General features: G+C 72.9%; 18 protein-coding genes. 8 read left to right on the plus strand and 10 right to left on the minus strand.

Translation table 11 applies throughout. From position 1 onward, the window contains the following. Positions 1–128: 128 nt before the first annotated feature. A complete protein-coding gene (locus G3I53_RS20740) occupies positions 129–1,058 on the minus strand; it encodes an EamA family transporter (RefSeq protein ID WP_164438637.1) in 930 nt (309 codons plus the stop codon). 90 nt (positions 1,059–1,148) lie between these two features. Between G3I53_RS20740 and G3I53_RS20745 the strand changes: the two genes are divergently transcribed. The 3 genes from G3I53_RS20745 (at position 1,149) to G3I53_RS20755 (ending at position 5,094) form a co-directional block, all read left to right on the plus strand. Further along, on the plus strand, positions 1,149–2,066 hold the full coding sequence (locus G3I53_RS20745; protein WP_164438638.1) for a LysR family transcriptional regulator: 918 nt from the start codon (positions 1,149–1,151) through the stop codon (positions 2,064–2,066). A 332-nt stretch (positions 2,067–2,398) separates the two neighbouring features. Next, positions 2,399–4,261 carry a glycoside hydrolase family 3 protein gene (locus G3I53_RS20750; RefSeq protein WP_164438639.1) on the plus strand — a complete coding sequence of 621 codons (1,863 nt, stop codon included), beginning with the start codon at positions 2,399–2,401 and terminating at the stop codon, positions 4,259–4,261. A 188-nt stretch (positions 4,262–4,449) separates the two neighbouring features. Next, positions 4,450–5,094, plus strand: coding sequence for a hypothetical protein (locus G3I53_RS20755; protein ID WP_164438641.1), 645 nt, complete (start codon positions 4,450–4,452; stop codon positions 5,092–5,094). A gap of 76 nt (positions 5,095–5,170) precedes the next feature. On the opposite strand, the gene G3I53_RS20760 is transcribed toward G3I53_RS20755, so the two are convergent. The 3 genes from G3I53_RS20760 to G3I53_RS20770 all read right to left on the minus strand — a co-directional run bounded on the left by G3I53_RS20760 (position 5,171) and on the right by G3I53_RS20770 (position 10,975). Further along, complete coding sequence (locus tag G3I53_RS20760) at positions 5,171–6,604, minus strand: S28 family serine protease (RefSeq protein WP_164336467.1); 1,434 nt, start codon at positions 6,602–6,604, stop codon at positions 5,171–5,173. 121 nt (positions 6,605–6,725) lie between these two features. Then, on the minus strand, positions 6,726–7,112 hold the full coding sequence (locus G3I53_RS20765) for a hypothetical protein (RefSeq protein WP_164336469.1): 387 nt from the start codon (positions 7,110–7,112) through the stop codon (positions 6,726–6,728). 155 nt (positions 7,113–7,267) lie between these two features. Next, the gene (locus G3I53_RS20770; RefSeq protein ID WP_164336471.1) at positions 7,268–10,975 is read right to left on the minus strand and encodes an ABC transporter ATP-binding protein; all 3,708 of its coding nucleotides are present in this window, start codon (positions 10,973–10,975) and stop codon (positions 7,268–7,270) included. A 235-nt stretch (positions 10,976–11,210) separates the two neighbouring features. On the opposite strand from G3I53_RS20770, the gene G3I53_RS20775 reads away from it, so the two are divergent. Further along, on the plus strand, positions 11,211–12,035 hold the full coding sequence (locus tag G3I53_RS20775) for an endonuclease (protein ID WP_164336472.1): 825 nt from the start codon (positions 11,211–11,213) through the stop codon (positions 12,033–12,035). On the opposite strand, the gene G3I53_RS20780 is transcribed toward G3I53_RS20775, so the two are convergent. Beyond that, positions 11,998–12,321 carry a hypothetical protein gene (locus G3I53_RS20780; RefSeq protein ID WP_164336473.1) on the minus strand — a complete coding sequence of 108 codons (324 nt, stop codon included), beginning with the start codon at positions 12,319–12,321 and terminating at the stop codon, positions 11,998–12,000. The two genes, G3I53_RS20775 and G3I53_RS20780, sit on opposite strands and share 38 nt — an antisense overlap. Beyond that, complete coding sequence (locus G3I53_RS20785; RefSeq protein ID WP_164438640.1) at positions 12,318–12,626, minus strand: hypothetical protein; 309 nt, start codon at positions 12,624–12,626, stop codon at positions 12,318–12,320. Before G3I53_RS20785 ends, G3I53_RS20780 begins: the two co-directional genes overlap by 4 nt. Positions 12,627–12,794: 168 nt before the next feature. Between G3I53_RS20785 and G3I53_RS20790 the strand changes: the two genes are divergently transcribed. Further along, positions 12,795–13,589, plus strand: coding sequence for a helix-turn-helix transcriptional regulator (locus G3I53_RS20790; RefSeq protein WP_164334624.1), 795 nt, complete (start codon positions 12,795–12,797; stop codon positions 13,587–13,589). Further along, positions 13,582–13,788 (plus strand): DUF397 domain-containing protein, encoded by a 207-nt coding sequence (locus G3I53_RS20795; protein ID WP_164334625.1) that lies wholly within the window; start codon positions 13,582–13,584, stop codon positions 13,786–13,788. Before G3I53_RS20790 ends, G3I53_RS20795 begins: the two co-directional genes overlap by 8 nt. A gap of 54 nt (positions 13,789–13,842) precedes the next feature. Here the strand turns inward: G3I53_RS20795 and G3I53_RS20800 are convergent, their stop codons facing one another. Next, a complete protein-coding gene (locus G3I53_RS20800; RefSeq protein WP_164334626.1) occupies positions 13,843–14,442 on the minus strand; it encodes an NAD(P)H-dependent oxidoreductase in 600 nt (199 codons plus the stop codon). A 114-nt stretch (positions 14,443–14,556) separates the two neighbouring features. On the opposite strand from G3I53_RS20800, the gene G3I53_RS20805 reads away from it, so the two are divergent. After that, positions 14,557–15,396, plus strand: a complete 840-nt coding sequence (locus G3I53_RS20805) for a helix-turn-helix transcriptional regulator (protein ID WP_164334627.1) — start codon at positions 14,557–14,559, stop codon at positions 15,394–15,396. A 97-nt stretch (positions 15,397–15,493) separates the two neighbouring features. On the opposite strand, the gene G3I53_RS20810 is transcribed toward G3I53_RS20805, so the two are convergent. Genes G3I53_RS20810 through G3I53_RS20820 form a run of 3 tightly spaced genes read right to left on the minus strand, consistent with a single transcriptional unit; the run spans position 15,494 to position 19,669 of the window. Next, entirely contained in the window at positions 15,494–17,179 is a 1,686-nt protein-coding gene (locus G3I53_RS20810; protein ID WP_164334628.1) for a thiamine pyrophosphate-binding protein, read from the minus strand. Beyond that, positions 17,176–18,144: an agmatinase gene (gene speB / locus G3I53_RS20815; protein WP_164334629.1), complete on the minus strand. Its 969-nt coding sequence runs from the start codon at positions 18,142–18,144 to the stop codon at positions 17,176–17,178. The genes G3I53_RS20810 and speB overlap by 4 nt, the downstream gene beginning before the upstream one ends. 55 nt (positions 18,145–18,199) lie before the next feature. Next, on the minus strand, positions 18,200–19,669 hold the full coding sequence (locus G3I53_RS20820; RefSeq protein WP_164334630.1) for a sodium:solute symporter: 1,470 nt from the start codon (positions 19,667–19,669) through the stop codon (positions 18,200–18,202). A gap of 189 nt (positions 19,670–19,858) precedes the next feature. On the opposite strand from G3I53_RS20820, the gene G3I53_RS20825 reads away from it, so the two are divergent. Continuing rightward, positions 19,859–20,342 (plus strand): PucR family transcriptional regulator ligand-binding domain-containing protein (locus G3I53_RS20825; protein WP_203617280.1); only part of this gene is annotated, 484 nt, incomplete at its 3' end.

Raw genomic sequence — 20,342 nt, forward strand, 5'->3', positions numbered from 1 at the left:
CTGACGCCGCCGGGTGACGGGGCGCCCGTCCCAGGGCATCCTCCGACGAGGCGGACACGACACGGTGCCGACGCCTCACCGCCCACCGGTCGCCTTCGCCGGGGCGGCCCGGCCCGCGCTGCCCGTCCTCAGCCGCCGACCCGGGAGCCCTCCGCACCGGTAGCCGCCGGCGGCGCGGGCCGGGTGGCCGGTGTCGCCGCCGGGCGGCGTCGGGTCAGCGTGGCCAGGGCCACGCCGCCCACCAGCAGCACGCCCGCGCACCACCGCAGCGGGGTCATCGACTCGCCGAGGAACAGGGCGGCCGACGACATCCCGAAGACCGGTACCAGCAGGGAGAACGGCGCGACCGTGGAGGCGGGGTGACGGCGCAGCAGCCAGCCCCAGGCGCCGAAGCCGAGGACGGTGGCGACCCAGGCGACGAACAACACGGTGCCCGCGCCCTGCCAGTCGAGGCCGGCGAGGGCGTCCCGGTCCCGCCGGGGGCCCTCCAGGAGGAGTGACAGGGCCAGCAGCGGCAGGACCGGCACGGTGCTCACCCACACCATGAAGTTGAGGGCGTCCGGAGGCGCCGCCCTGCGGGTGAGGATGTTCGAGGCGCCCCAGCAGGCGGCCGCCGCGACGACCAGGGCGAAGCCGGTGAGCGGCCCGGAGGTGCCCTCGTCGACCGCTGCGACGCCGATGCCCGCGAGGGCCACCGCCATGCCGGCCAGGCGTCTGGCGGAGGGGCGTTCGCCGAGCAGGGCGAAGGCGAACAGGGCGGTGAACACCGCCTGGATCTGGAGCACCAGGGAGGACAGCCCGCCCGGCATGCCCGCGTCCATGCCGACGAAGAGCAGCCCGAACTTGGCGACCCCGAGGGTCAGGCCCACGCCGACGATCCATTTCCAGGCCACCGTGGGGCGTCCCACCAGGAACACCGCGGGGAGCGCCGCCACGAGGAAGCGCAGGGCGGAGAACAGCAGGGGCGGGAAGTGGTCGAGGCCGACCTCGATGACGGTGAAGTTGACGCCCCAGACGGCGGCGACGCAGACGGCGAGCAGGACGTGGGAGGGTCGCATGGATCGAGGATCGCCGCACCGCACACTTCAGCACCAGCGAAGGTTTCTGCATGGTTGGATGAAGCATCGCTAACTGATCGGGGGGCTGTGATGCTCGACCTCCAGCGGCTGCGCGCCCTGCACGCGGTCTCCGTCCACGGCACCGTCGGGGCCGCCGCCGTGGCTCTCGGCTACACCTCCTCCGCCGTCTCGCAGCAGATCGCGAAGCTGGAGCGGGAGACCCGGACCGTGCTCCTGGAACGCCGGGGGCGCGGGGTGCGGCTCACCGACGAGGCCCGGCAACTCGTAGCGGCCGCGCAGGAGTTGATGGCGATCGTGGAGCGGGCGGAGACCGAGCTGGAGGAGCGGCGGGGGCGGCCGTCGGGGCGGCTGACCATCGCCGCGTTCGCGTCGGCGGCGCGCGGGCTGATGCCGTCGGTGCTGGCGGACCTGGCCCGGCGGCACCCCGCGCTCGACACCCGGCTCACGGAGATCGACCCGCACCTGTCCGTGGACCTGGTGGCCCGTGGCGCCGTCGATCTCGTGGTGGCGCACGACTGGGACATCGCGCCGCTGCCCGCCCCGGCGGGGGTGGAGCAGGCGGTGATCGGTGACGACCTGTGCGATCTGCTCGTGCCCCGCGACCACCCCTTCGCCGCCCGGAGCGCGGTGCGGCGGGAGGAGCTGGGCGGGGAGCGGTGGATCTGCCCGCCGCCGGGGCGGGTCTGCCACGAGTGGCTGGTGCGCACGCTGCGGGCCGACGGGCACGAGCCGGACATCGTGCACCAGGCCGACGAGAACCCGACCCTGGTGGCCCTGGTGGCGGCCGGGCTCGGCATCGCGCTGATCCCCCGGCTGGGCCGCGGCCCGCTGCCCGAGGAGGTGGTCGAGGTGCCGCTGGACCCGCTGCCCGCCCGCCGCCTGTACGCCCTGTGGCGCTCGGGTGCGGCGCGGCGGCCGGCGATCGCGGAGACGGTGCGGGCGCTGCGGGAGCACTGGCCGCGGGTGTCGGCGCACACGCCCCGCTGAACGCACGCGGCCCGCCCGTACCGGATTCGGGGCATTCCTCCCGGCTCGGGAACCTGCGGCCCGCGCCGTCCGTCCCATGGGCACGCTGCCGGGGAAGTCTGGCGTGGCACGGTGTCGGCCCTCGCTGCCGGCGGCGATCGCTGACCCACCCTCTCCGCCGTGCCGCGGCCGGCAGCACGCCGTCATCGGCGCGCCCCCTCCGACTGCGCCGATGGCGGCCCTTCGTTGGTTACTGTGCTCTCCCTTGACTGGCAGAAACTTCCCGGATATTGGTGACCTCCTGGAAGTTTCCTTCAGCGGATCCTCGCGGATCACCTCCGGAAGGAGCGCACGTGCCCGACAGCAGCACGGCAAGCACGGGAAGCACGGGAAGCACGGGAAGTACCGCACGGCCGTCCAGACGCACCGTCCTCGCCGCGACGGCGGGGGTCGGCACCGCCCTCGCCGCCGGAGGTGCCGCACACGCGGTCCCCGGCCGCTCCGCCGCCGAGGAGCGCAGGCTGCGTGCCCTCGTCTCGCGCATGACGCTGGAGGAAAAGGTCGGCCAGCTCTTCGTGATGCGGGTCTACGGCCACTCCGCGACCGAGCCCGACCAGGCCGACATCGACGCCAACCTCGAGGAGATCGGCGTCCGCACCGCCGCCGAACTGCTCGAGCGGTACCGGGTCGGCGGCATCATCTACTTCGCCTGGGCGCACAACACCCGCGACCCGCACCAGATCGCGGACCTGTCCAACGGCATCCAGAAGGCGTCCCTGGGCCTGCAGCGCGGGCTGCCGGTGCTGGTCTCCACCGACCAGGAGCACGGCATCGTCGCGCGGGTGGGCGAGCCGGCCACCCTCTTCCCGGGGGCGATGGCCGTCGGGGCGGGCGGCTCCCGCTCCGACGCCCGCACCCTCGGCCGGATCGCCGGACGCGAACTGCGCGCCCTGGGCATCCGCCAGGACTACGCCCCGGTGGCCGACGTGAACGTCAACCCGGCCAACCCGGTCATCGGCGTGCGGTCCTTCGGCTCCTCGCCCGACGCGGTGGCGCGGCTGGTGGCCGCCGAGGTGTCCGGGTTCCAGCACTCGGGGGTGGCGGCGACCGCCAAGCACTTCCCCGGGCACGGCGACACCGTCGACGACAGCCACGCCAAGCTGCCCTACATCCACCACACGCTGGAGGAGTGGGAGCGGCTCGACGCCCCGCCGTTCCGGGCCGCGATCGCCGCGGGCATCGACTCGATCATGACCGCGCACATCGTCGTCCCCGCGCTCGACCCCGCCGAGGACCCGGCCACCCTCTCCCGCCCGATCCTCACCGGCATCCTGCGCGAGGAACTGGGCTACGACGGGGTCGTGGTGACCGACTCCCTCGGCATGGAGGGCGTCCGCACGAAGTACGGCGACGACCGGGTGCCGGTGCTCGCCCTGAAGGCGGGTGTGGACCAGCTGCTCAACCCGCCGGACCTGGACCTCGCCTGGAACGCCGTGCTGCGGGCCGTGCGGGACGGCGAACTCACCGAGGAACGCCTCGACGAATCGATCCTGCGCATCCTGCGGCTGAAGACGAAGCTGGGCCTGTTCAAGGACCCCTTCGTCTCCCACAGCGGCGTGGACCGCACCGTCGGCACGCGGGCGCACCTCGCCGCCGCCGACCGGATCGCCGAGCGGACCACCACGCTGCTGGTCAACGAGGGCGGACTGCTGCCGCTGTCCCGGCGCAGGCATCCGAAGCTGCTGGTCGTCGGCGCCGACCCGGCCTCCCCGTCCGGCACGACGGGACCGCCGACCGGGGTGCTCGCGGACGCGCTGACCGAACTGGGCTTCACGGCCACCGCGCTGTCCACCGGGACGGCACCCTTGGCGGCCGCCATCGACCGGGCCGTCGCCGCGGCCGGGGACGCGGACGCGGTGGTCGTCGGCACGTACAACGTGTCGGCGGGCAGCAGCCAGCGGACGCTGGTGGAGCGGCTGCTGGCCACCGGGCGGCCGGTGGTCGCGGTCGCGATCCGCAACCCCTACGACGTGGCCCACCTGCCGGACGTGCCGGCGTATCTGGCGGCCTACTCCTGGACGGACGTCGAACTGCGGGCCGCGGCCCGGGTCGTCGCCGGCCGGGTGAAGCCCCGCGGGACGCTGCCCGTGCCGGTGCAGCGGGCCGACGACCCGGCGACGGTGCTGTACCCGGTCGGGCACGGGCTGAGGTACTGACGCGCGCTCCGGCCCGGCGCCCCGCGGAGGCGTGCCGGGCCGGGTGCGCAGCGGAGTAGCACATCGGGCGTAGGCCCCCTACGCCGACGATGCGGCGCACTTCCCCCCATATGCGCAAAGCACCCCAGTTGTCTGGCGTGGTCCGCCGCGGCGGGTCACGCTGGACCGGGGTGTTCGGGGGGATGACGATGCACGTGAGAAGTTCTCTGGCCGGGCTGTGCGCGCTGGCGGCGCTCGGCGCGGCGCTGCTGGCCGGCTGCCAGAACCCGCCGGGCGGCGGGGAGGCGGACCGTCCCGGCGAGCCGCGCACGGCGACGTCCTCGCCGGGGCCGGCCCGCACGTCCGGGTACGGGGCGGTGTTCCTCGCGGTCGACGAGTGCAGCTCCTTCGGGCGGACCAGCTTCACCGAGGTGTCCTGCACGGGTGAACGGGCCGCCGCCCGGGTGGTGGCCCGCCACGACGGCACCGTCCGCGACGGGCCGCGCTGCCCCGGCACGACCGACTTCGTGCTGCACATCAGCGAACAGCGGCCCGTCGCCGACGAGGACGGCGACGGGGCCGTGCCGCAGGGCTACGCCTGCATGCGCAACCTCCAGCCGCCGCACCCCGGCGACCCGGGCGGCGGGGGCGGGCCGCGCACCATCGTCGGCGACTGCGTCTACGACCTGGGCGACGGCAAGGTCCGCGAGACCCGCTGCGACGGCGAGGGCGAGCACGCCCCGCAGTACAGGGTGACGAAGGCCGTGGACACCCGGTCGAAGTGCCCGGCGTCCACGGCCCTCTACGTCCGGCTCGGCGGCACCTCACCGGTGGGCTGCGCCCGCCCGGTGTAGGGGGTGTTTCGAGAGTCCTGTGCGGTGGGTGCTGTGCGGGACTTTCGAAACACCCCCCAGGTCCGCGCCGGTCCGGCTACGGACGCAGGGTCCGCTCCTGCTCGATGTCCCGCCGGTCGAGGCCGGAGTGGAACGCGGCCAGCGGCTCGGCCGCCGCCGGGTCCTTGCGCACCGCGCTCGGCGTGACGTCGGCCCAGTCGAGGATGCGGGCCGTGGCGAGGGCCCGCTCCTTGTCCTTCAGCCCGGCCACGTTCGCGCCGTGGTTCATGCCGGGCGCCGTCATCACGTAGGAGTCCCGTGCGCCGCGTCCCAGCCGGAACGGCTCGGCGCCCCACGGGTCGTTCTCGCCGTAGACGAACAGCATGTTGCGGGCGTTGTGCCGCACCCAGGTGTCGATGTCGCGCATCGCCTGCGGCTGGAAGCGCATCGGGATGGAACGGGGCACGAAGTTGCGCGGCGGCTGGTAGCCGTAGCGGACGTACTTCTTCTCGATGTGCGGGAAGTGGATGGTGGGCGCGCCCAGCTGCGTGCCGGCCTGGTAGTAGTACGGCGTGTAGGGGCTGAGGCCCTGGTCGGTGTAGAACGAGAACCCGGAGATCGTGTCGACGGACGTCCAGATCTCGTCGTCGGTGGCGTTCTCGGCGTCCGCGGGGATCTGCTCGCAGTCCTTCACGGTGCTGTACTGCCAGAAGCCCCACACGTAGTCGAGGACGACGGCCTCGTAGGCCCGGTCCAGGCTGCCGATGGTGTCGAAGGTGTAGCCGTTCTCGGCGGCGAGGGCGCGGTACTTCTTCTGCAGCGGGGCCCGGCGGACCAGCGCCTCGCGCTGCACGCCGTTCAGCCGGTCGCGGCACTCCTTGGTGCCCACCGTGCGGAAGAACCGGTCGTAGGCCGAATCCTCCTTGTTCACCACGTCGTTGGGGGCGACGTAGGCGACCACGCCGTCCATGTCGCGCGGGTAGAAGCGCTCGTAGTAGGTGGCGGTCATGCCGCCCTTGGAGCCGCCGGTGGAGATCCAGTTCTTGCGGTAGATCTTCTTCAGCGCCTTGAAGATCCGGTGCTGGTCGCTGGCGGCCTGCCAGATGTCCAGCTTGGACCAGTCGGCCGGGTCGGGCCGGGACGGGCTGAAGAAGCGGTACTCCATGGAGACCTGGTTGCCGTCCACGATCTGGGCCGGCTCGCTGCGGCGGGGGGTGGTGGAGACGTTGTACCCGCCGGTGTGGAAGACGGTCGGCCGCGCGGTGTCCTTGTGCAGCACGGTGATGCGCTGCTGGAAGGTGCCCTTGCCGGGCCTGCGGTGGTCGACCGGCTGGGTGTAGTTCAGGACGAAGAAGCGGTACCCGGCGTACGGCTTCTCCTCGATCAGGCTCATGCCCGGGATGGACAGCAGCCGTTCCTCGATGTCGGTGACGCCGTCGGCCTCCGGCTCGGCGGCGGTGGCCGCGCTCGCCGCGCTCACCGTGCCTATGAGCATCGTGAGCGTCAGCAGCCATCTGAGCGCTTTGCGCATGCGCACTCCCCTGTGTGACAGATGTGCGCCGGAAGCTAGCGGACCAACTCCCCACAGCACCAGGGGACATAGGGAAAACCCTCCCTGCACGAGGGGGTACGCGTCCGCGTGGGCGGCGGGTTCAGCACAGGATCCAGCCGGAGTCGGCGGAGCCGCCGCCCACCCTGCCCTTCACCCACACGCAGCGCTGCCCCGCGTGCACGGTGACCGGGCCGGCGTGCCGGCGGAAGAGCCCCTTGTCGACGACCGGCCGGCCGCCGCGCGCCCGGATGCTGACCGACATCGTCCGCCGCTTGCCGGCCTTCTTGGCGACGGTGACGGCGCACCGGTAGCCGCCGCGCTTGTACACGACGACCGCGCCGGTGGAGAACGTCAGGGTGCGGGCCTTGCGCCCCGGGCAGGGCGCCGCCGCCAGGGCGTCACCGGGCGCGGCGACGACGAGCAGCCCCGCGGCAGTCAACAGGGCGAGGCAGAGCGCGAGTCGCCGGCGTATCGGTCCACTGTCCACAGTCGTTCCTCCCCGTGCCGCGCCTGCCGCGACCAACGGCGTACGGGTGTACGGACGCCTGACGTACGCGGGTTGGTTGCCAGGGCGCGCACGCGCGGGCGGGCGGGCGGGGTGCGCGCGGGCCGGAACGGGTGCGCACACGCGGGCCAGGCGGGTCAGGCGACGGCGGGGAGGTCCTCTCCTATGAAGGTGCGCCACAGGGCCGCGTACTTTCCGTCCAGGCGCAGGAGTTCGTCGTGGGTGCCGTCCTCGGCGACGCGCCCGTGGTCCATCACGATCACCCGGTCGGCGCGGGCGGCCGTGGTCAGCCGGTGGGCGACGACGAGGGTGGTGCGGCGGCCGGCGAGCCGGTCCGTGGCCTGGTTGACCTGGGCCTCGGTGGCCAGGTCGAGCGCGGCCGTCGCCTCGTCGAGCAGCAGGACGTCGGGGTCGACGAGTTCGGCGCGGGCCAGCGCGATCAGCTGGCGCTGCCCGGCGGAGAGGTTGCGGCCCCGTTCGGCGACCTCGTGGAGGTAGCCGCCCTCCAGGGTGGCGATCATCTCGTGCGCGCCGACCGCCCGGGCGGCGGCCTCGACCTCCGCGTCGGTGGCGTCCGGGCGGCCGTAGGCGATCGCGTCGCGGACGGTGCCCGGGAAGAGGTACGCCTCCTGCGGTACGACGCCGAGCCGGTGCCGGTAGGCGGTGAGGTCGAGGTCCCTCAGGTCGGTGCCGTCGGCGGTGACCCGCCCGCTCGTCGGGTCGTAGAAGCGGGCGACCAGCTTGACCAGGGTGGACTTGCCCGCGCCGGTCTCGCCGACGAAGGCGACGGTCTGGCCGGCGGGGATGGTGAGGTCGATGCCCTCCAGGGCCTCCTCGCCGTCGCCGTAGGCGAAGTGCACGTCCTCGAAGGCGATCTCGCCGCGCAGGGACGGCACGTCGAGCGGCTTGTCGGCCTGCCGCGTGGAGGCCGGCTCCCGCAGCAGTTCCTGGATGCGGCCCAGCGAGACGGTCGCCTGCTGGTAGCCGTCGAAGACCTGGGACAGCTGCTGCACCGGCGCGAAGAACAGGTCGATGTACAGCAGGTACGCCACCAGCGAGCCGATCGCGAGCGTCCCGGCGTCGACCCGGGCGCCGCCCACGACGAGGACGGCCGCGGCGGCGATCGAGGACAGGAACTGCACGAACGGGAAGTACACCGAGATCAGCCACTGGCCGCGGATGCGCGCGCTGCGGTAGGCGGCGCTGCGTTCGGTGAAGCGGCGCTCGCCCTCCCGCTCGCGGCGGAACGCCTGCACGATCCGCAGGCCGGACACCGACTCCTGGAGGTCGGCGTTGACCGCCGACACCCGCTCGCGGGCCAGTTCGTAGGCCTTGACGCTGGCCCGGCGGAAGAAGAACGTGGCGATGATCAGCGGGGGCAGCGTGGCGAAGACGACCAGGGCGAGCCCGACGTCGATCACCAGCAGGGCGACCATGATGCCGAAGAAGGTGACCACCGAGACGAACGCCGTGACCAGGCCGGTCTGGAGGAACGTGGACAGGGCGTCCACGTCGGTCGTCATCCGGGTCATGATCCGGCCGGTCAGCTCGCGCTCGTAGTAGTCCAGGCCGAGGCGCTGGAGCTGGGCGAAGATCTTCAGGCGCAGCGTGTACAGGACGCGTTCGCCGGTGCGGCCGGTCATCCGGATCTCGCCGGTCTGCGCCGCCCACTGGGCGAGCACGGTGATCAGGCCCAGCAGCGCCGCCGCCCACACCGCGCCGAGGGCGGCCTGGGTGACGCCCTGGTCGATGCCGTGCCGGATCAGCACGGGCAGCAGCAGGCCCGTCCCGGCGTCCACGGCGACCAGGCCGAGGCTGATGAGCAGGGGGGTGCGGAAGCCGCGCAGCAGCCGGCGCAGGCCGTAGGAGTCCTCGGGGCGGACGGCGCGTTCCTCGTCGATGTCGGGGACGTCGTCGGCCGGGGGCAGGGCCTCCACCTGGGCGAGGAGTTCGGGGGTGGCCGGGGCGTCGGCCAGGGCGGTGTCGCGGGGTTCGCGGTCGCCGGTCCACAGGCGGGGGGTGACCCCGCGTTCGGCGTCGAACTCGGCGTCCAGCTCGGCGCGGACGGAGGTGTCCTCCTCCGGGGTCAGCGCGGGCGGGGTGTGGCCCGGGGAGACGGCGCCCAGTTCGTCGGGGTCGGTGAGGAGCCTGCGGTAGAGGGCGGAGCGCCGCTGGAGTTCGTCGTGGGTGCCGATGTCGGCGAGCCGGCCGTCCTCCAGGACGGCGATGCGGTCGGCGAGGTTGAGGGTGGAGCGGCGGTGGGCGATGAGCAGGGTGGTGCGGCCCTCCATGACGCTGCTCAGCGCCTCGTGGATCTCGTGCTCGACGCGGGCGTCCACGGCGGAGGTCGCGTCGTCCAGGACCAGCAGGCGCGGGTCGGTGAGGATCGCGCGGGCCAGGGCGACGCGCTGGCGCTGGCCGCCGGAGAGGGTCAGTCCGTGCTCGCCGACGGTGGTGTCGTAGCCGTCGGGCAGTTCGCTGATGAAGCCGTGGGCCTGGGCGGCGCGGGCGGCGGCGGTGATCTGTTCGTCGGTGGCGTCGGGCCGGCCGTACGCGATGTTGTTGCGGACGGTGTCGGAGAAGAGGAAGGAGTCCTCGGGGACCAGCCCGATCGCGGCGCGCAGGGACGCGGTGGTCAGTTCCCGCACGTCGTGGCCGCCGACGAGGACGGCACCCCGGGTGACGTCGTAGAAGCGCGGCAGGAGCAGGGAGACGGTGGACTTGCCGGAGCCGGAGGCGCCGACGACGGCGAGGGTCTCGCCGGGGCGGATCTCGAAGGACAGGCCGTCCAGGACCGGCCGGTCGGGGTCGTAGCCGAAGGAGACGTCGTCGAACTCGACGGTGGCGGGCGCGTCGGCGGGCAGGTCCTTGGTGCCGTCGGTGAGCGACGGCTCGGTGTCGATCAGGTCCAGGACGCGTTCGGTGCCGGCCCGGGCCTGCTGGCCGACGGTGAGGACCACGGCGAGCATCCGGACCGGGCCGACGAGCTGGGCGAGGTAGGTGGAGAAGGCGACGAAGGTGCCGAGGGTGATGTCGCCGCGCACGGCCAGCCAGCCGCCGAGGGCCAGCATCGCCACCTGGCCGAGGGCGGGCACGGCCTGGAGAGCGGGGGTGTAGAGGGAGTTCAGCCGGACGGTGCGCATGCGTCCGGCGAACAGCCGCCGGCCGACCTGGCGCAGCTTGCCGGTCTCCTGCTCCTCCTGCCCGAAGCCCTTCACCACGCGGACGCCGCTGACGGCGCCGTCGACCACCCCGGCGACCGCGCCGGCCTGGGCCTGCGCGTACCAGGTGGAGGGGTGGAGCCGGGTGCGGCTGCGTTTGGCGATCCACCACAGGGCGGGGGCGACGGCGAGGGCGACGGCCGTCAGCGGCAGCGACAGCGCCGACATGATGACCAGGGAGATCGCGAACAGCAGGAGGTTGCCGATGGTCATCGGCAGCATGAAGAGCAGGCCCTGGATCAGCTGGAGGTCGCTGGTGGCGCGGCCGACGACCTGCCCGGTGGACAGCTCGTCCTGGCGTCTGCCATCGAGCCGGGTGATCGTCCCGTACATGTCGGTGCGCAGGTCGTGCTGGACGTCGAGGGCGAGCCGGCCGCCGTAGTAGCGGCGGATGTAGGTCAGGACGTAGACGACGGACGCGGCGCCGACGAGCAGTCCGGCCCAGGTGGCCATGTCCCTGGTCTTGTCGCCGATGACGTCGTCGATGATCACTTTGGTGATCAGCGGGACCAGCGCCATCACGGCCATGCCGCCGAGGGAGGCGCCGAGGGCGAGGACGACGTCCTTGCGGTGACGCCAGGCGTACCCGGTCAGTCGTCGTGCCCATCCCCGTTGCGGTGTCACGCGGGTGCCCTCCGATCGTCCCTGATCTTCCGCACAGCACCAACGCGGGCGCCGGCGGATTTCATCCCTCCGTGACAGCCGGGCGCGCCCGGGTCACCGTCCGGGGCCGGCGGGCGGGACGGAGCGTCGGCTTCCCGTCACGCAATCGCCACGTTCCCTCCACTCGCCGTCTCGCATGTGCATGTCACTCTCTCGGGTATCCCCACAGTGCAACCCGCGTAGATGGGACCCCCACATGCTCGCGATACGCAACCGCCGCCGGAAGGCGGTGGCCCTCGCCACGGCCGCCGTGCTGGCCGGCCTGACCGCCCCCGCCCTGACGGCCGGCACCGCCACGGCCACCACGACGACGGCCGCCCCCCACGCCGCCGCCTACGACGACGCGTACTACGACGACGCCGCCGGCAAGACCGGTGACGCCCTCAAGGACGCCCTGCACACGATCATCAGCGACCAGACCAAGCTGTCGTACTCGGCGGTCTGGGACGCCCTGAAGGTCACCGACCAGGACCCGGGCAACAGCAACAACGTGATCCTGCTGTACTCGGGCATCTCCCGCAGCAAGTCCCTCAACGGCGGGGACACCGGCGACTGGAACCGCGAGCACGTGTGGGCCAAGTCCCACGGCGGCTTCGGCACCTCCACCGGCCCCGGCACCGACATCCACCACCTGCGCCCCTCCGACGTCCGCGTCAACAGCGTGCGGGGCAACAAGGACTTCGACAACGGCGGCAGCGCCTTCACCGACAGCGGCGGCAGCCTCACCGACTCCGACTCCTTCGAGCCCCGCGACGCCGTCAAGGGCGACGTGGCCCGCATGATCTTCTACATGGCGGTCCGCTACGAGGGCACCGACGGCTGGCCCGACCTGGAGGTCAACGGCCAGGTGAACAACGGCAGCAACCCCTACATGGGCAAGCTCTCCGTGCTGAAGGCCTGGCACCAGGAGGACCCGCCGGACGCCTTCGAGAAGCGCCGCAACGACGTCATCCACGACTCCTTCCAGCACAACCGCAACCCGTTCATCGACCACCCGGAGTGGGTCGAGTCGATCTGGTAGCCGCCCGCCCGCCCCTGCTCTCCGCGACCCGGCACACGCCGGCCAGCGCCTCGCGCATCCGGGCGAGCAGGAACCGCAGCTGCTCCGGGGTCGTGCGGCGGTCCGCCAGCAGGTCCGCCGCATGGCCGAGCAGGTCCGCGGCCATCGCGAGCAGGGTCTCCTCGACCGTGTCGGCGTGACGGGACACCCTCCCCGTACCGTCGGTGATCAGATAGCACGGCTTGCCCTCCTCCCCGGTCCACGGCAGCAGCCGCACCTCGTCCGCGTCGCGCCCGTCGCTCCTCACGCCGTCACCTCCACGCCGTGGATGACGCGCGGCCCGACGTCGATCCCGTGCACGGCGAGCCACAGTGCGCGGCGCCGGGCACGCTGCCGCCGGGCCTCCTCCTTGCGCTCGTGCGCCAGGAGGTACGGGCGGACCAGCGCGTTGTCCTCGCCCCGCAACGGAGGCGGTGCCGGCCTGCGGGCGGCCTCCCGGCCCGGGGCGGGGACCGCGCGGTGACGCGGACCGGCCCCGCGCCGGTGCCGCCCCCGCGCCGGGAACAGCAGCCGCAGCAGCGGCGCGAGGAGGGAGGCGGTGGCTTCGGTCATGTCGTCGGTACCCCTGGATGCGTCGAGGACCACGCCCGGGCCGTCATGGAGACACCCCGGGCGGGAGATCGCCTTGTGTAGCGATCCGCTCACAGAGTGGAAGCGAGAGGGCTAGGCTCGCCAGAGGGTTGGTGGTGACAGAGCACCTGTCACATGGGGGTTGACGCGATGGGCAGCATGTACGGGGACTGGCTGAAGGACCGGCGCGAGACGGCCGGCCTCACCCAGCAGCAACTGGCCGACATGGCGATCATGACGCGTTCGCACATCGCGCACATCGAGGCGGGCCGCCGGGTGCCGTCGAAGGAGGACGCGCGACGGCTGGACACGGCGCTGAACACGGGGAACGTGCTCAGCAGCTTTCTGCCCCGGCAGGAAGCCGCGGCAGCCGGCTACTTCGAATCAGTGCGGGTGCTCGAACAACAGGCGGTGACCATCCGCGAGTTCGCGCTGTCCTACGTTCCCGGCATCCTCCAGACCGAGTCGTACGCGCGTGCGGTTCTCCGGTCGGCGTTCCCTCCTGTGAGTGACGAGCAATGTGACAGGCGCCTTGTCACACGCCTGGCTCGGGCGAAAGTCCTTGAGGATCCGGTGAATCCGGTGGTATGGGCGCTGCTCGACGAGGCGGTACTGCGGCGCCCTGTGGGCGGTCCCTCCGTCATGGCGGAGCAGCTGAGCCACCTGGTCGGCCTGGCCGAGTCCGGGCGCATCCGGGTCCACGTGATGCCCTTCGGCGTGGGCCTCCACCCCCTGCTGGACAGCATGCTGACGCTGATGTGGTTCGAGGACCAGCCGCCGGTCGCGTACAGCGAGGGTCTGCGGATGGGCCGCCTGCACGATTCGCCGTCCGTGGTACGCGAGTTGCAGCACCGCTACGATCTCGCGCTGAGCGACGCGCTGTCGCTGACGGACTCCATCGCCCTCCTCGGGGCCGTTGCGAAGGACCACGGAGACAATGGCTGATCACGTCATGACCCGGGCCGTCTCACCGAGCGGCTGGCGCAAGTCCTCCCACAGTGATCCGAACGGCGGCAGCTGCCTGGAGGTGCTGGACGGGGCCCCGGAGGGGATACCCGTGCGGGACTCGAAGGTCACGCACGGGCCGGTGCTGGTGTTCCCGGGCACGGCATGGGCGGCCTTCGTCACCCACCTCAAGAACTGAGACCCGGGCCCGCCGGGGCGAAGACGCACGCTTCACCCCGCCCTCACCCGCCCGTCACCCCGGGTACGGCGCCGCCTCCCGTGCCGAGCGCAGGGCTGACGTCCACCAGGACAGCTGCTCCAGCAGCTTCTTCGCGTAGCCCGGGATCTCCGGGTCGAGGGGGCGGCCGTCCTCCCAGGGCACCCGGTTCAGGGGGAAGGCGAGACCGTCGCGGATGGTCACCGCGTGCAGCTCGGTCATCACGTTCTCCAGGTGCAGCACGGCGTGCCGGCCGCCCGCCGCGCCGCCGTAGCTGACGAAGGCCACGGGCTTCGCCGCCCACTGGGTGTAGTGCCAGTCGATGGCGGCCTTGAGCGACGCCGGGTAGCTGTGGTTGTACTCCGGCGTGACCATGATGAAGGCGTCCGCGGCCTCCAGTGCCGCCGTGAGCGGGGCCATGGCGGCGGGGCGGGGGTAGGAGGCGCCGGCGACGCTCGGGTAGGCGTCCGGCAGGGCCAGCGGGAGGCCGACGTCGGCGAGGTCGACGACCTCGACGTCGAAGGCGCCGTGTTCGCGGGCCTGTCCGGCGATCCACGAGCCCACCACGGGACCGAAGCGTCCCTCCCGGACGCTGCCGACGAGGACCACGAGCCTGTGCTTGGTGTTGATGTCCATGCCCTCCACCCTGGAAGCGGCCCGGGGCGGCAGCCAGACCGCGCTGTGGCTGGCCCCGGCAGGGCCACCCTGAGCACTTCGGGTGGGGCGCTCAGGAGTTCTATGCTCGCGGTCATGGGGACACCCTTGGGCGATTTCATCCGGGTCAAGCGGGACAGCATCCAGCCGGAGCAGCTGGGCCTGCCGGACCACGGCCGCCGCCGCTCGCCGGGCCTGCGCCGGTCGGACGTCGCCGTGCGCGCCGGGATCAGCGTCGAGTACCTGACCCGGATCGAGCAGGGCCGGGACCGCAATCCCTCGGTGGCGGTGCTGCACGCCCTCGGCGACGCGCTCGCCCTGAACACGGCGGAACGCGAGCACCTGCGCTACCTGGCGAAGGTGACCGGCGATGAGTGCACCGGGCGCCTGGGGCCCGAGCCGGCCCGCCGTGAGGTGCGCCCGTCCGTGCTGGAGACCCTCCGGCTGCTCGAACCGGGCATCGCGGTGGTCACCAACCGGCTGGGCGACCTGCTCGCGTGGACGGCCGCCTACGAGGCGCTGGCCGACGGTACGGGACTGCTGGAGGGGGATGCCCCGAACCTCACCCGGTACGTGTTCACCGACGCCCGTGCCAGGACGTACTTCGCGGACTGGGAGACCGTCGCGGACGAGCAGGCGTTCGACCTGTGGCAGGGGCCGACGGCGGAGAAAGCGGAGCGGCTGGCGGCGGAGCTCGCGCCCGCCGCCGGACCGGAGTTCGCCGAGCGGATGAACCGCCACAAGGTCCCGGAGCGGGGTGTCCTGCGCCTGCGCCACCCCACCGCCGGCGACCTCCGCCTACGCCGCGAACTCCTCGAACTCGCGTCGGACGCCCAGCTGTTGCTGGTCCTGCTCCCCGACGACGAGGCGACGGCCGCGGCGGTGGCCCGCCTCCGCGAGCAGACGGGCCACGGACGCCTGCGGGCGATCTCGTAGGGGCCCTCGGCGCCCCGGTGCGCCCGTGACCATCACGGCGTCCAGAGGGGCACCGAGCAGTGGAGGTGTCCCGCCCCCCCGGCTCCGGAGACGCACCTCAGTCCAGATGCGTCGGCGCGAACATGCGCAGGACCGCGGGCAGGACGACCACGGACGGGCCGGGGGCGGCCAGGGCCTTCGCGAGGTCCCGCTCCAGGGTCTCGGGCGTCGTCCGGGTGCCCGGGACGCCGAAGGACTCCGCGAGGGTGACGAAGTCGGGGCGGGTCAGCTCCGTCGCCGTAGACGCGCCGAAGGTGTCGGTCATGTACTCGCGCAGGATGCCGTAGCCGCCGTCGTCGACGATCAGCCAGGTGACGTCCAGGTCGTACTGCCGTGCCGTGGCCAGCTCGGCGATGGAGTACAGGGCGCCGCCGTCGCCGGAGACCGCCAGCACCGGGCGGGTGGGGTCGGCGACGGCCGCGCCGAGGGCGGCGGGGAAGCCGTAGCCGAGGCCGCCGGCGCCCTGCGCGGAGTGCAGGTGGTTGGGGCCCATGGCGTCGAAGGCGGACCAGGCCCAGTAGGCCAGGATCGTCATGTCCCAGAAGGACGGCGACTTGGTGGGCAGGGCGCGGCGGACGGCCGTGAGGACCTGCTGCTCCAGGGTGAGGTCCTGGGCGGCGATGCGGGCGCGGACCCGTTCCAGCAGGTCGCGGACCCGCTCAGGCGCGGTCGCGTCCTCGCGGGGTTCCACGGTCTCCAGCAGCGCCTGGAGGGCGAGCCGGGCGTCGGCGTGGATGCCGATGCCGGGGTGGTTGGACTCCAGCTTGCCGAGGTCCGCCTCGATCTGGATCACTCGGCCGCGGGGCTTGAAGGTGTGGTAGTTCGAGGAGAGTTCGCCGAGCCCGGAGCCGACGACGAGGAGGACGTCGGCGTCCTCCAGGAGGTCGGTGGTGTGCCGGTCCTCGATCCAGGACTGGAGCGAGAGGGGGTGGGTCCACGGGAAGGCGCCCTTGCCGCCCGGGGTGGTGACGACGGGCGCCTGGAGGCGTTCGGCGAGCTGCCGCAGCTTGCCGGAGGCGTCGGAGCGGATCACCCCGCCGCCCGCGATGACCGCCGGGCGTTCCGCGGTGGCGAGCAGGTGCGCGGCGAGCGCGGTCAGCTCGGGGCGCGGGGGCAGCTCGTCGGGGGTGGCGTCCATCGCCGTCACCGGCGGGAGAAGGGTCTCGGCGAGCAGGACGTCCTGCGGGACCTCCACCCAGACGGGGCCGTGCGGGACGGTCAGCGCCGACTTCCACGCCTCGGTGAGCGCCGACGGGATCTGGGAGGCCGTGCGCACGGTGTGGACGGACTTCACCACGCCGCGGAACGAGGCCGACTGGTCGGGGAGTTCGTGCAGGTAGCCGTGGCGGCCGCCGCCGAGTCCGGCCGTGGGGACCTGGCTGCTGATGGCGAGGACGGGGGCGGAGGCGGCCGCCGCCTCCTGGAGCGCGGGCAGCGCGGTGAGCGCGCCGGGGCCGGTGGACAGCAGCAGCGGGGCCGCCTCGCCGGTGATGCGGCCGTACGCGTCGGCGGCGAAGCCGGCGTTGTTCTCCACCCGCAGGCCGATGTAGCGCAGGTCGGAGCGGCGCAGGGCGTCGAACATGCCGAGGGCGTGCTGGCCGGGCAGGCCGAAGACGGTGGTCGCGCCGAGCCCGGCCAGGGTCTCCACGACCAGGTCTCCGCCCGTGCGGCCGGGCGGGGGGTTCAGCGCCGCCTCCGTCTGCGCGGCGGTCGGGCGGAGCACCAGGTCGTGGTCGTGAGTCACTTCGCGCGGGCCTCTGCAATCTGGCGGGACATGATCGTGGTCAGCTCGTAGGCGGTGTGCGAGGCGGCGACCGAGGTGATCTCCGCGTGGTCGTAGGCGGGCGCCACCTCGACGACGTCCGCCGAGACCAGGTTGCAGGACGCCAGGCCGCGCAGGATCTCCAGCAGCTCGCGGGAGGTCATGCCGCCCGCCTCGGGCGTGCCGGTGCCGGGGGCGTGCGCCGGGTCGAGGCAGTCGATGTCGATGGAGATGTACAGCGGGCGGTCGCCGATGCGCTGACGGAGCTGGTCGGCGACCTCGTCGGCGCCGCGCCGGTAGACGTCGGCGGAGGTGACGATGCCGAAGCCCATCTTCTCGTCGTCGGTGAGGTCCTGCTTGCCGTACAGCGGGCCGCGGATGCCGACGTGGGACAGGGCGGAGGTGTCGAGGATGCCCTCCTCGACGGCCCGGCGGAACGGGGTGCCGTGGGTGTACTCGGCGCCGAAGTAGGTGTCCCAGGTGTCCAGGTGCGCGTCGAAGTGGAGCAGCGCGACCGGGCCGTGCTTCTTGGCGACCGCGCGCAGCAGCGGCAGCGCGACGGTGTGGTCGCCGCCCAGGGTCATCAGGCGGGCGCCGGTGCCGAGCAGGTCGTCGGCGGCGGCCTCCATGGTCTCGACGGCCTCGTTGATGTTGAACGGGTTCACGGCGATGTCGCCGCCGTCCGCGACCTGGGCGAGGGCGAAGGGGGAGGCGTCCTGGGCCGGGTTGTAGGGGCGCAGCAGCCGGGACGCCTCGCGGATGGCGTTGCCGCCGAAGCGGGCGCCCGGCCGGTAGGAGACACCCGAGTCGAACGGTATGCCGACCACGGCGACATCGGCGCGGCCGACCTCGTCGAGGCGGGGCAGCCGGGCGAAGGTCGCCGGCCCGGCGTACCGCGGGACGCGGGACGAGTCGACGGGCCCGCGGGGGGTCTCGTTGCTGCTCATGGAACTGCCTTCTTTCCTACGCTTCGTCGCGTATGTGATGTCTGCCCGCACGACTCTACTGGCCGGCGGGGACCCGTTCGGACACGGATTCGGTTTCGGGGGCGCGTCCGGCGACGCGTTCGCGCCAGGCGGCGAGCACGGCCGCGTCGGTGGGCGGGGTCGCCAGGGAGACGACGACGTAGACGGCGAGGGAGGACAGCAGGCCGTAGAGGATCGGCTCGTTGGCGAGGATGCCGAACGTCGCCATCAGGACGACGACGGTGAGCCCGCCGACGACGACGGCGGCGAGGGCGCCCTGGGCGGTGCCGCGCCGCCACAGCAGTCCGCCGAGGATCGGCACCAGCAGCCCGCCGACGAGCAGGTTGTAGGCGACGGTCAGGGCCTGCACGACGTCGTTCAGCGCGATCGCGGTGAGGATCACGGCGACGCCCATGAGCAGGATGAACAGGCGGTTGCCGCGGACCTCGTCGTGGTCGTCGCCCTGCGGTGCGCGGGCGAGGCCGCGCAGCCGGGCCCAGATGTCGTTGTTGGCGACGGTCGCGCAGGCGATGAGCGCGCCGGAGGACGTGGACATCACCGCGGCGAGGGCGGCGGCCAGCACCAGCCCGCGCACCCCGAGGGGGAGTTCGTCCTTGACGATGGTGGCGAAGGCGTCGTCGGCGCTGGCCAGGTCGGGGTAGAGCACCTTGGCCGCGGTGCCGATGACGGCACCGGCGAGGGCGTAGGCGAGGCAGTAGGTGCCCGCGACGGTGCCTCCCCAGCGGGCGGTGCGGTCGCTGCGGGCGGTGAACACGCGCTGCCAGATGTCCTGGCCGATGAGCATGCCGAAGGTGTAGATCAGCACGTAGGTGAAGATCGTCTCGCCGCCGATGCCCAGCGGGTCGAAGTACTCGGTGGGCAGCTGCGCCTTCATCTCGGCGAAGCCGCCGGCCTTGACGACGGCGATGGGCAGCAGCAGGAGCAGCACGCCGATGGTCTTGACGACGAACTGCACCATGTCGGTGAGGGTGATCGACCACATGCCGCCGAGGGTGGAGTAGGCGACGACGATGGAGCCGCCGAGGACGATGGCGAGGGTGCGGTTCAGGTCGAAGAGGACGTCGAAGATCGTGGCGTAGGCGATCGTCGAGGTCACCGCGAGCATGAGGGTGTACGCCCACATGACGAGCCCGGAGATGACGCCCGCCCGGCCGCCGTAGCGCAGGTCGAGCATCTCGGAGACGGTGTAGACCTTCAGCCGGGCGATGCGGGCGGAGAAGAAGACCGACAGGGCGAGCAGGCCGAGGCCGATGGTGAAGACCATCCAGGCGCCGGACAGGCCGTACTGGTAGCCGAGGCCCACGCCGCCGATGGTGGAGGCGCCGCCGAGGACGATGGCGGCCATGGTGCCGGAGTACATGGCGGGGCCGAGCCGGCGGCCCGCGACCAGGAACTCGCTCTTGGACCGGGCGCGGCGCATGCCCCACCAGCCCATGGCCAGCATGCCGACCAGATAGACGACGATGACCAGGTAGTCCACGGCCATGCGGGGGCCTCCTTCACGCGGGTGCTCGGTGGCGTGTCGTGCTGGGGGAAAGGGCCCGGCCGCTCGTCGCGGGGACATCCGCCCGTACCCACGGGCCGCCGGTCTGACCTGACCCTAGGTGGCCGGAAAGCGACTGCGAAGTGTACGTTTCATCCATTCGCAGCGAACGGGATGGAGGAAACGTCCACCATGCCGGACCCCACGGTTCCGCCCACACCGCCCGTCCCCCTGGACGCCCTCCTGGCCCGCGAGGACCTGGGGCTGCGCCGCATCGCCGGGCCGGACGGCCCCGGCCTGGTCGTGCACTGGGTGCACACCTCGGAGATGGCGGACCCGTACCCGTACCTGCTGGGCGGCGAGCTGCTGCTGTCGGCCGGCGTGCACATCCCGGACGGGGCGGGGCCCGGCTACTTCGACGCGTACGCCTCGCGGATCGTGGCGGCGGGCGGCGCCGCGCTCGGTTTCGGTGTCGCGCCGGTGCACGACACGGTGCCGGACGCGCTGGTGGAGGCGTGCGCGCTGCACGGCCTGCCCCTGCTGGAGGTGCCGCCCCGCACCACCTTCTCCGGGGTCGCCCGCGCGGTGTGGCGGCTGATGGCGCAGGCGCGGCTGGCGGAGCTGCGCCGGGTGACCGAGGCCCAGCAGGGCCTGGCGGCCGCGGCGGGCCGCCCGG

Source organism: Streptomyces sp. SID14436, assembly GCF_010548465.1.
Taxonomy (GTDB): domain Bacteria; phylum Actinomycetota; class Actinomycetes; order Streptomycetales; family Streptomycetaceae; genus Streptomyces.

Coding starts and splice junctions, on each gene's coding strand:
- G3I53_RS20740 (WP_164438637.1), bottom strand. CDS start 1,058: ATGCGACCCTCCCACGTCCTGCTCGCCGTCTGCGTCGCCGCCGTCTGG.
- G3I53_RS20745 (WP_164438638.1), top strand. CDS start 1,149: ATGCTCGACCTCCAGCGGCTGCGCGCCCTGCACGCGGTCTCCGTCCAC.
- G3I53_RS20755 (WP_164438641.1), top strand. CDS start 4,450: ATGCACGTGAGAAGTTCTCTGGCCGGGCTGTGCGCGCTGGCGGCGCTC.
- G3I53_RS20760 (WP_164336467.1), bottom strand. CDS start 6,604: ATGCGCAAAGCGCTCAGATGGCTGCTGACGCTCACGATGCTCATAGGC.
- G3I53_RS20775 (WP_164336472.1), top strand. CDS start 11,211: ATGCTCGCGATACGCAACCGCCGCCGGAAGGCGGTGGCCCTCGCCACG.
- G3I53_RS20785 (WP_164438640.1), bottom strand. CDS start 12,626: ATGACCGAAGCCACCGCCTCCCTCCTCGCGCCGCTGCTGCGGCTGCTG.
- G3I53_RS20790 (WP_164334624.1), top strand. CDS start 12,795: ATGGGCAGCATGTACGGGGACTGGCTGAAGGACCGGCGCGAGACGGCC.
- G3I53_RS20795 (WP_164334625.1), top strand. CDS start 13,582: ATGGCTGATCACGTCATGACCCGGGCCGTCTCACCGAGCGGCTGGCGC.
- G3I53_RS20800 (WP_164334626.1), bottom strand. CDS start 14,442: ATGGACATCAACACCAAGCACAGGCTCGTGGTCCTCGTCGGCAGCGTC.
- G3I53_RS20805 (WP_164334627.1), top strand. CDS start 14,557: ATGGGGACACCCTTGGGCGATTTCATCCGGGTCAAGCGGGACAGCATC.
- speB (WP_164334629.1), bottom strand. CDS start 18,144: ATGAGCAGCAACGAGACCCCCCGCGGGCCCGTCGACTCGTCCCGCGTC.
- G3I53_RS20820 (WP_164334630.1), bottom strand. CDS start 19,669: ATGGCCGTGGACTACCTGGTCATCGTCGTCTATCTGGTCGGCATGCTG.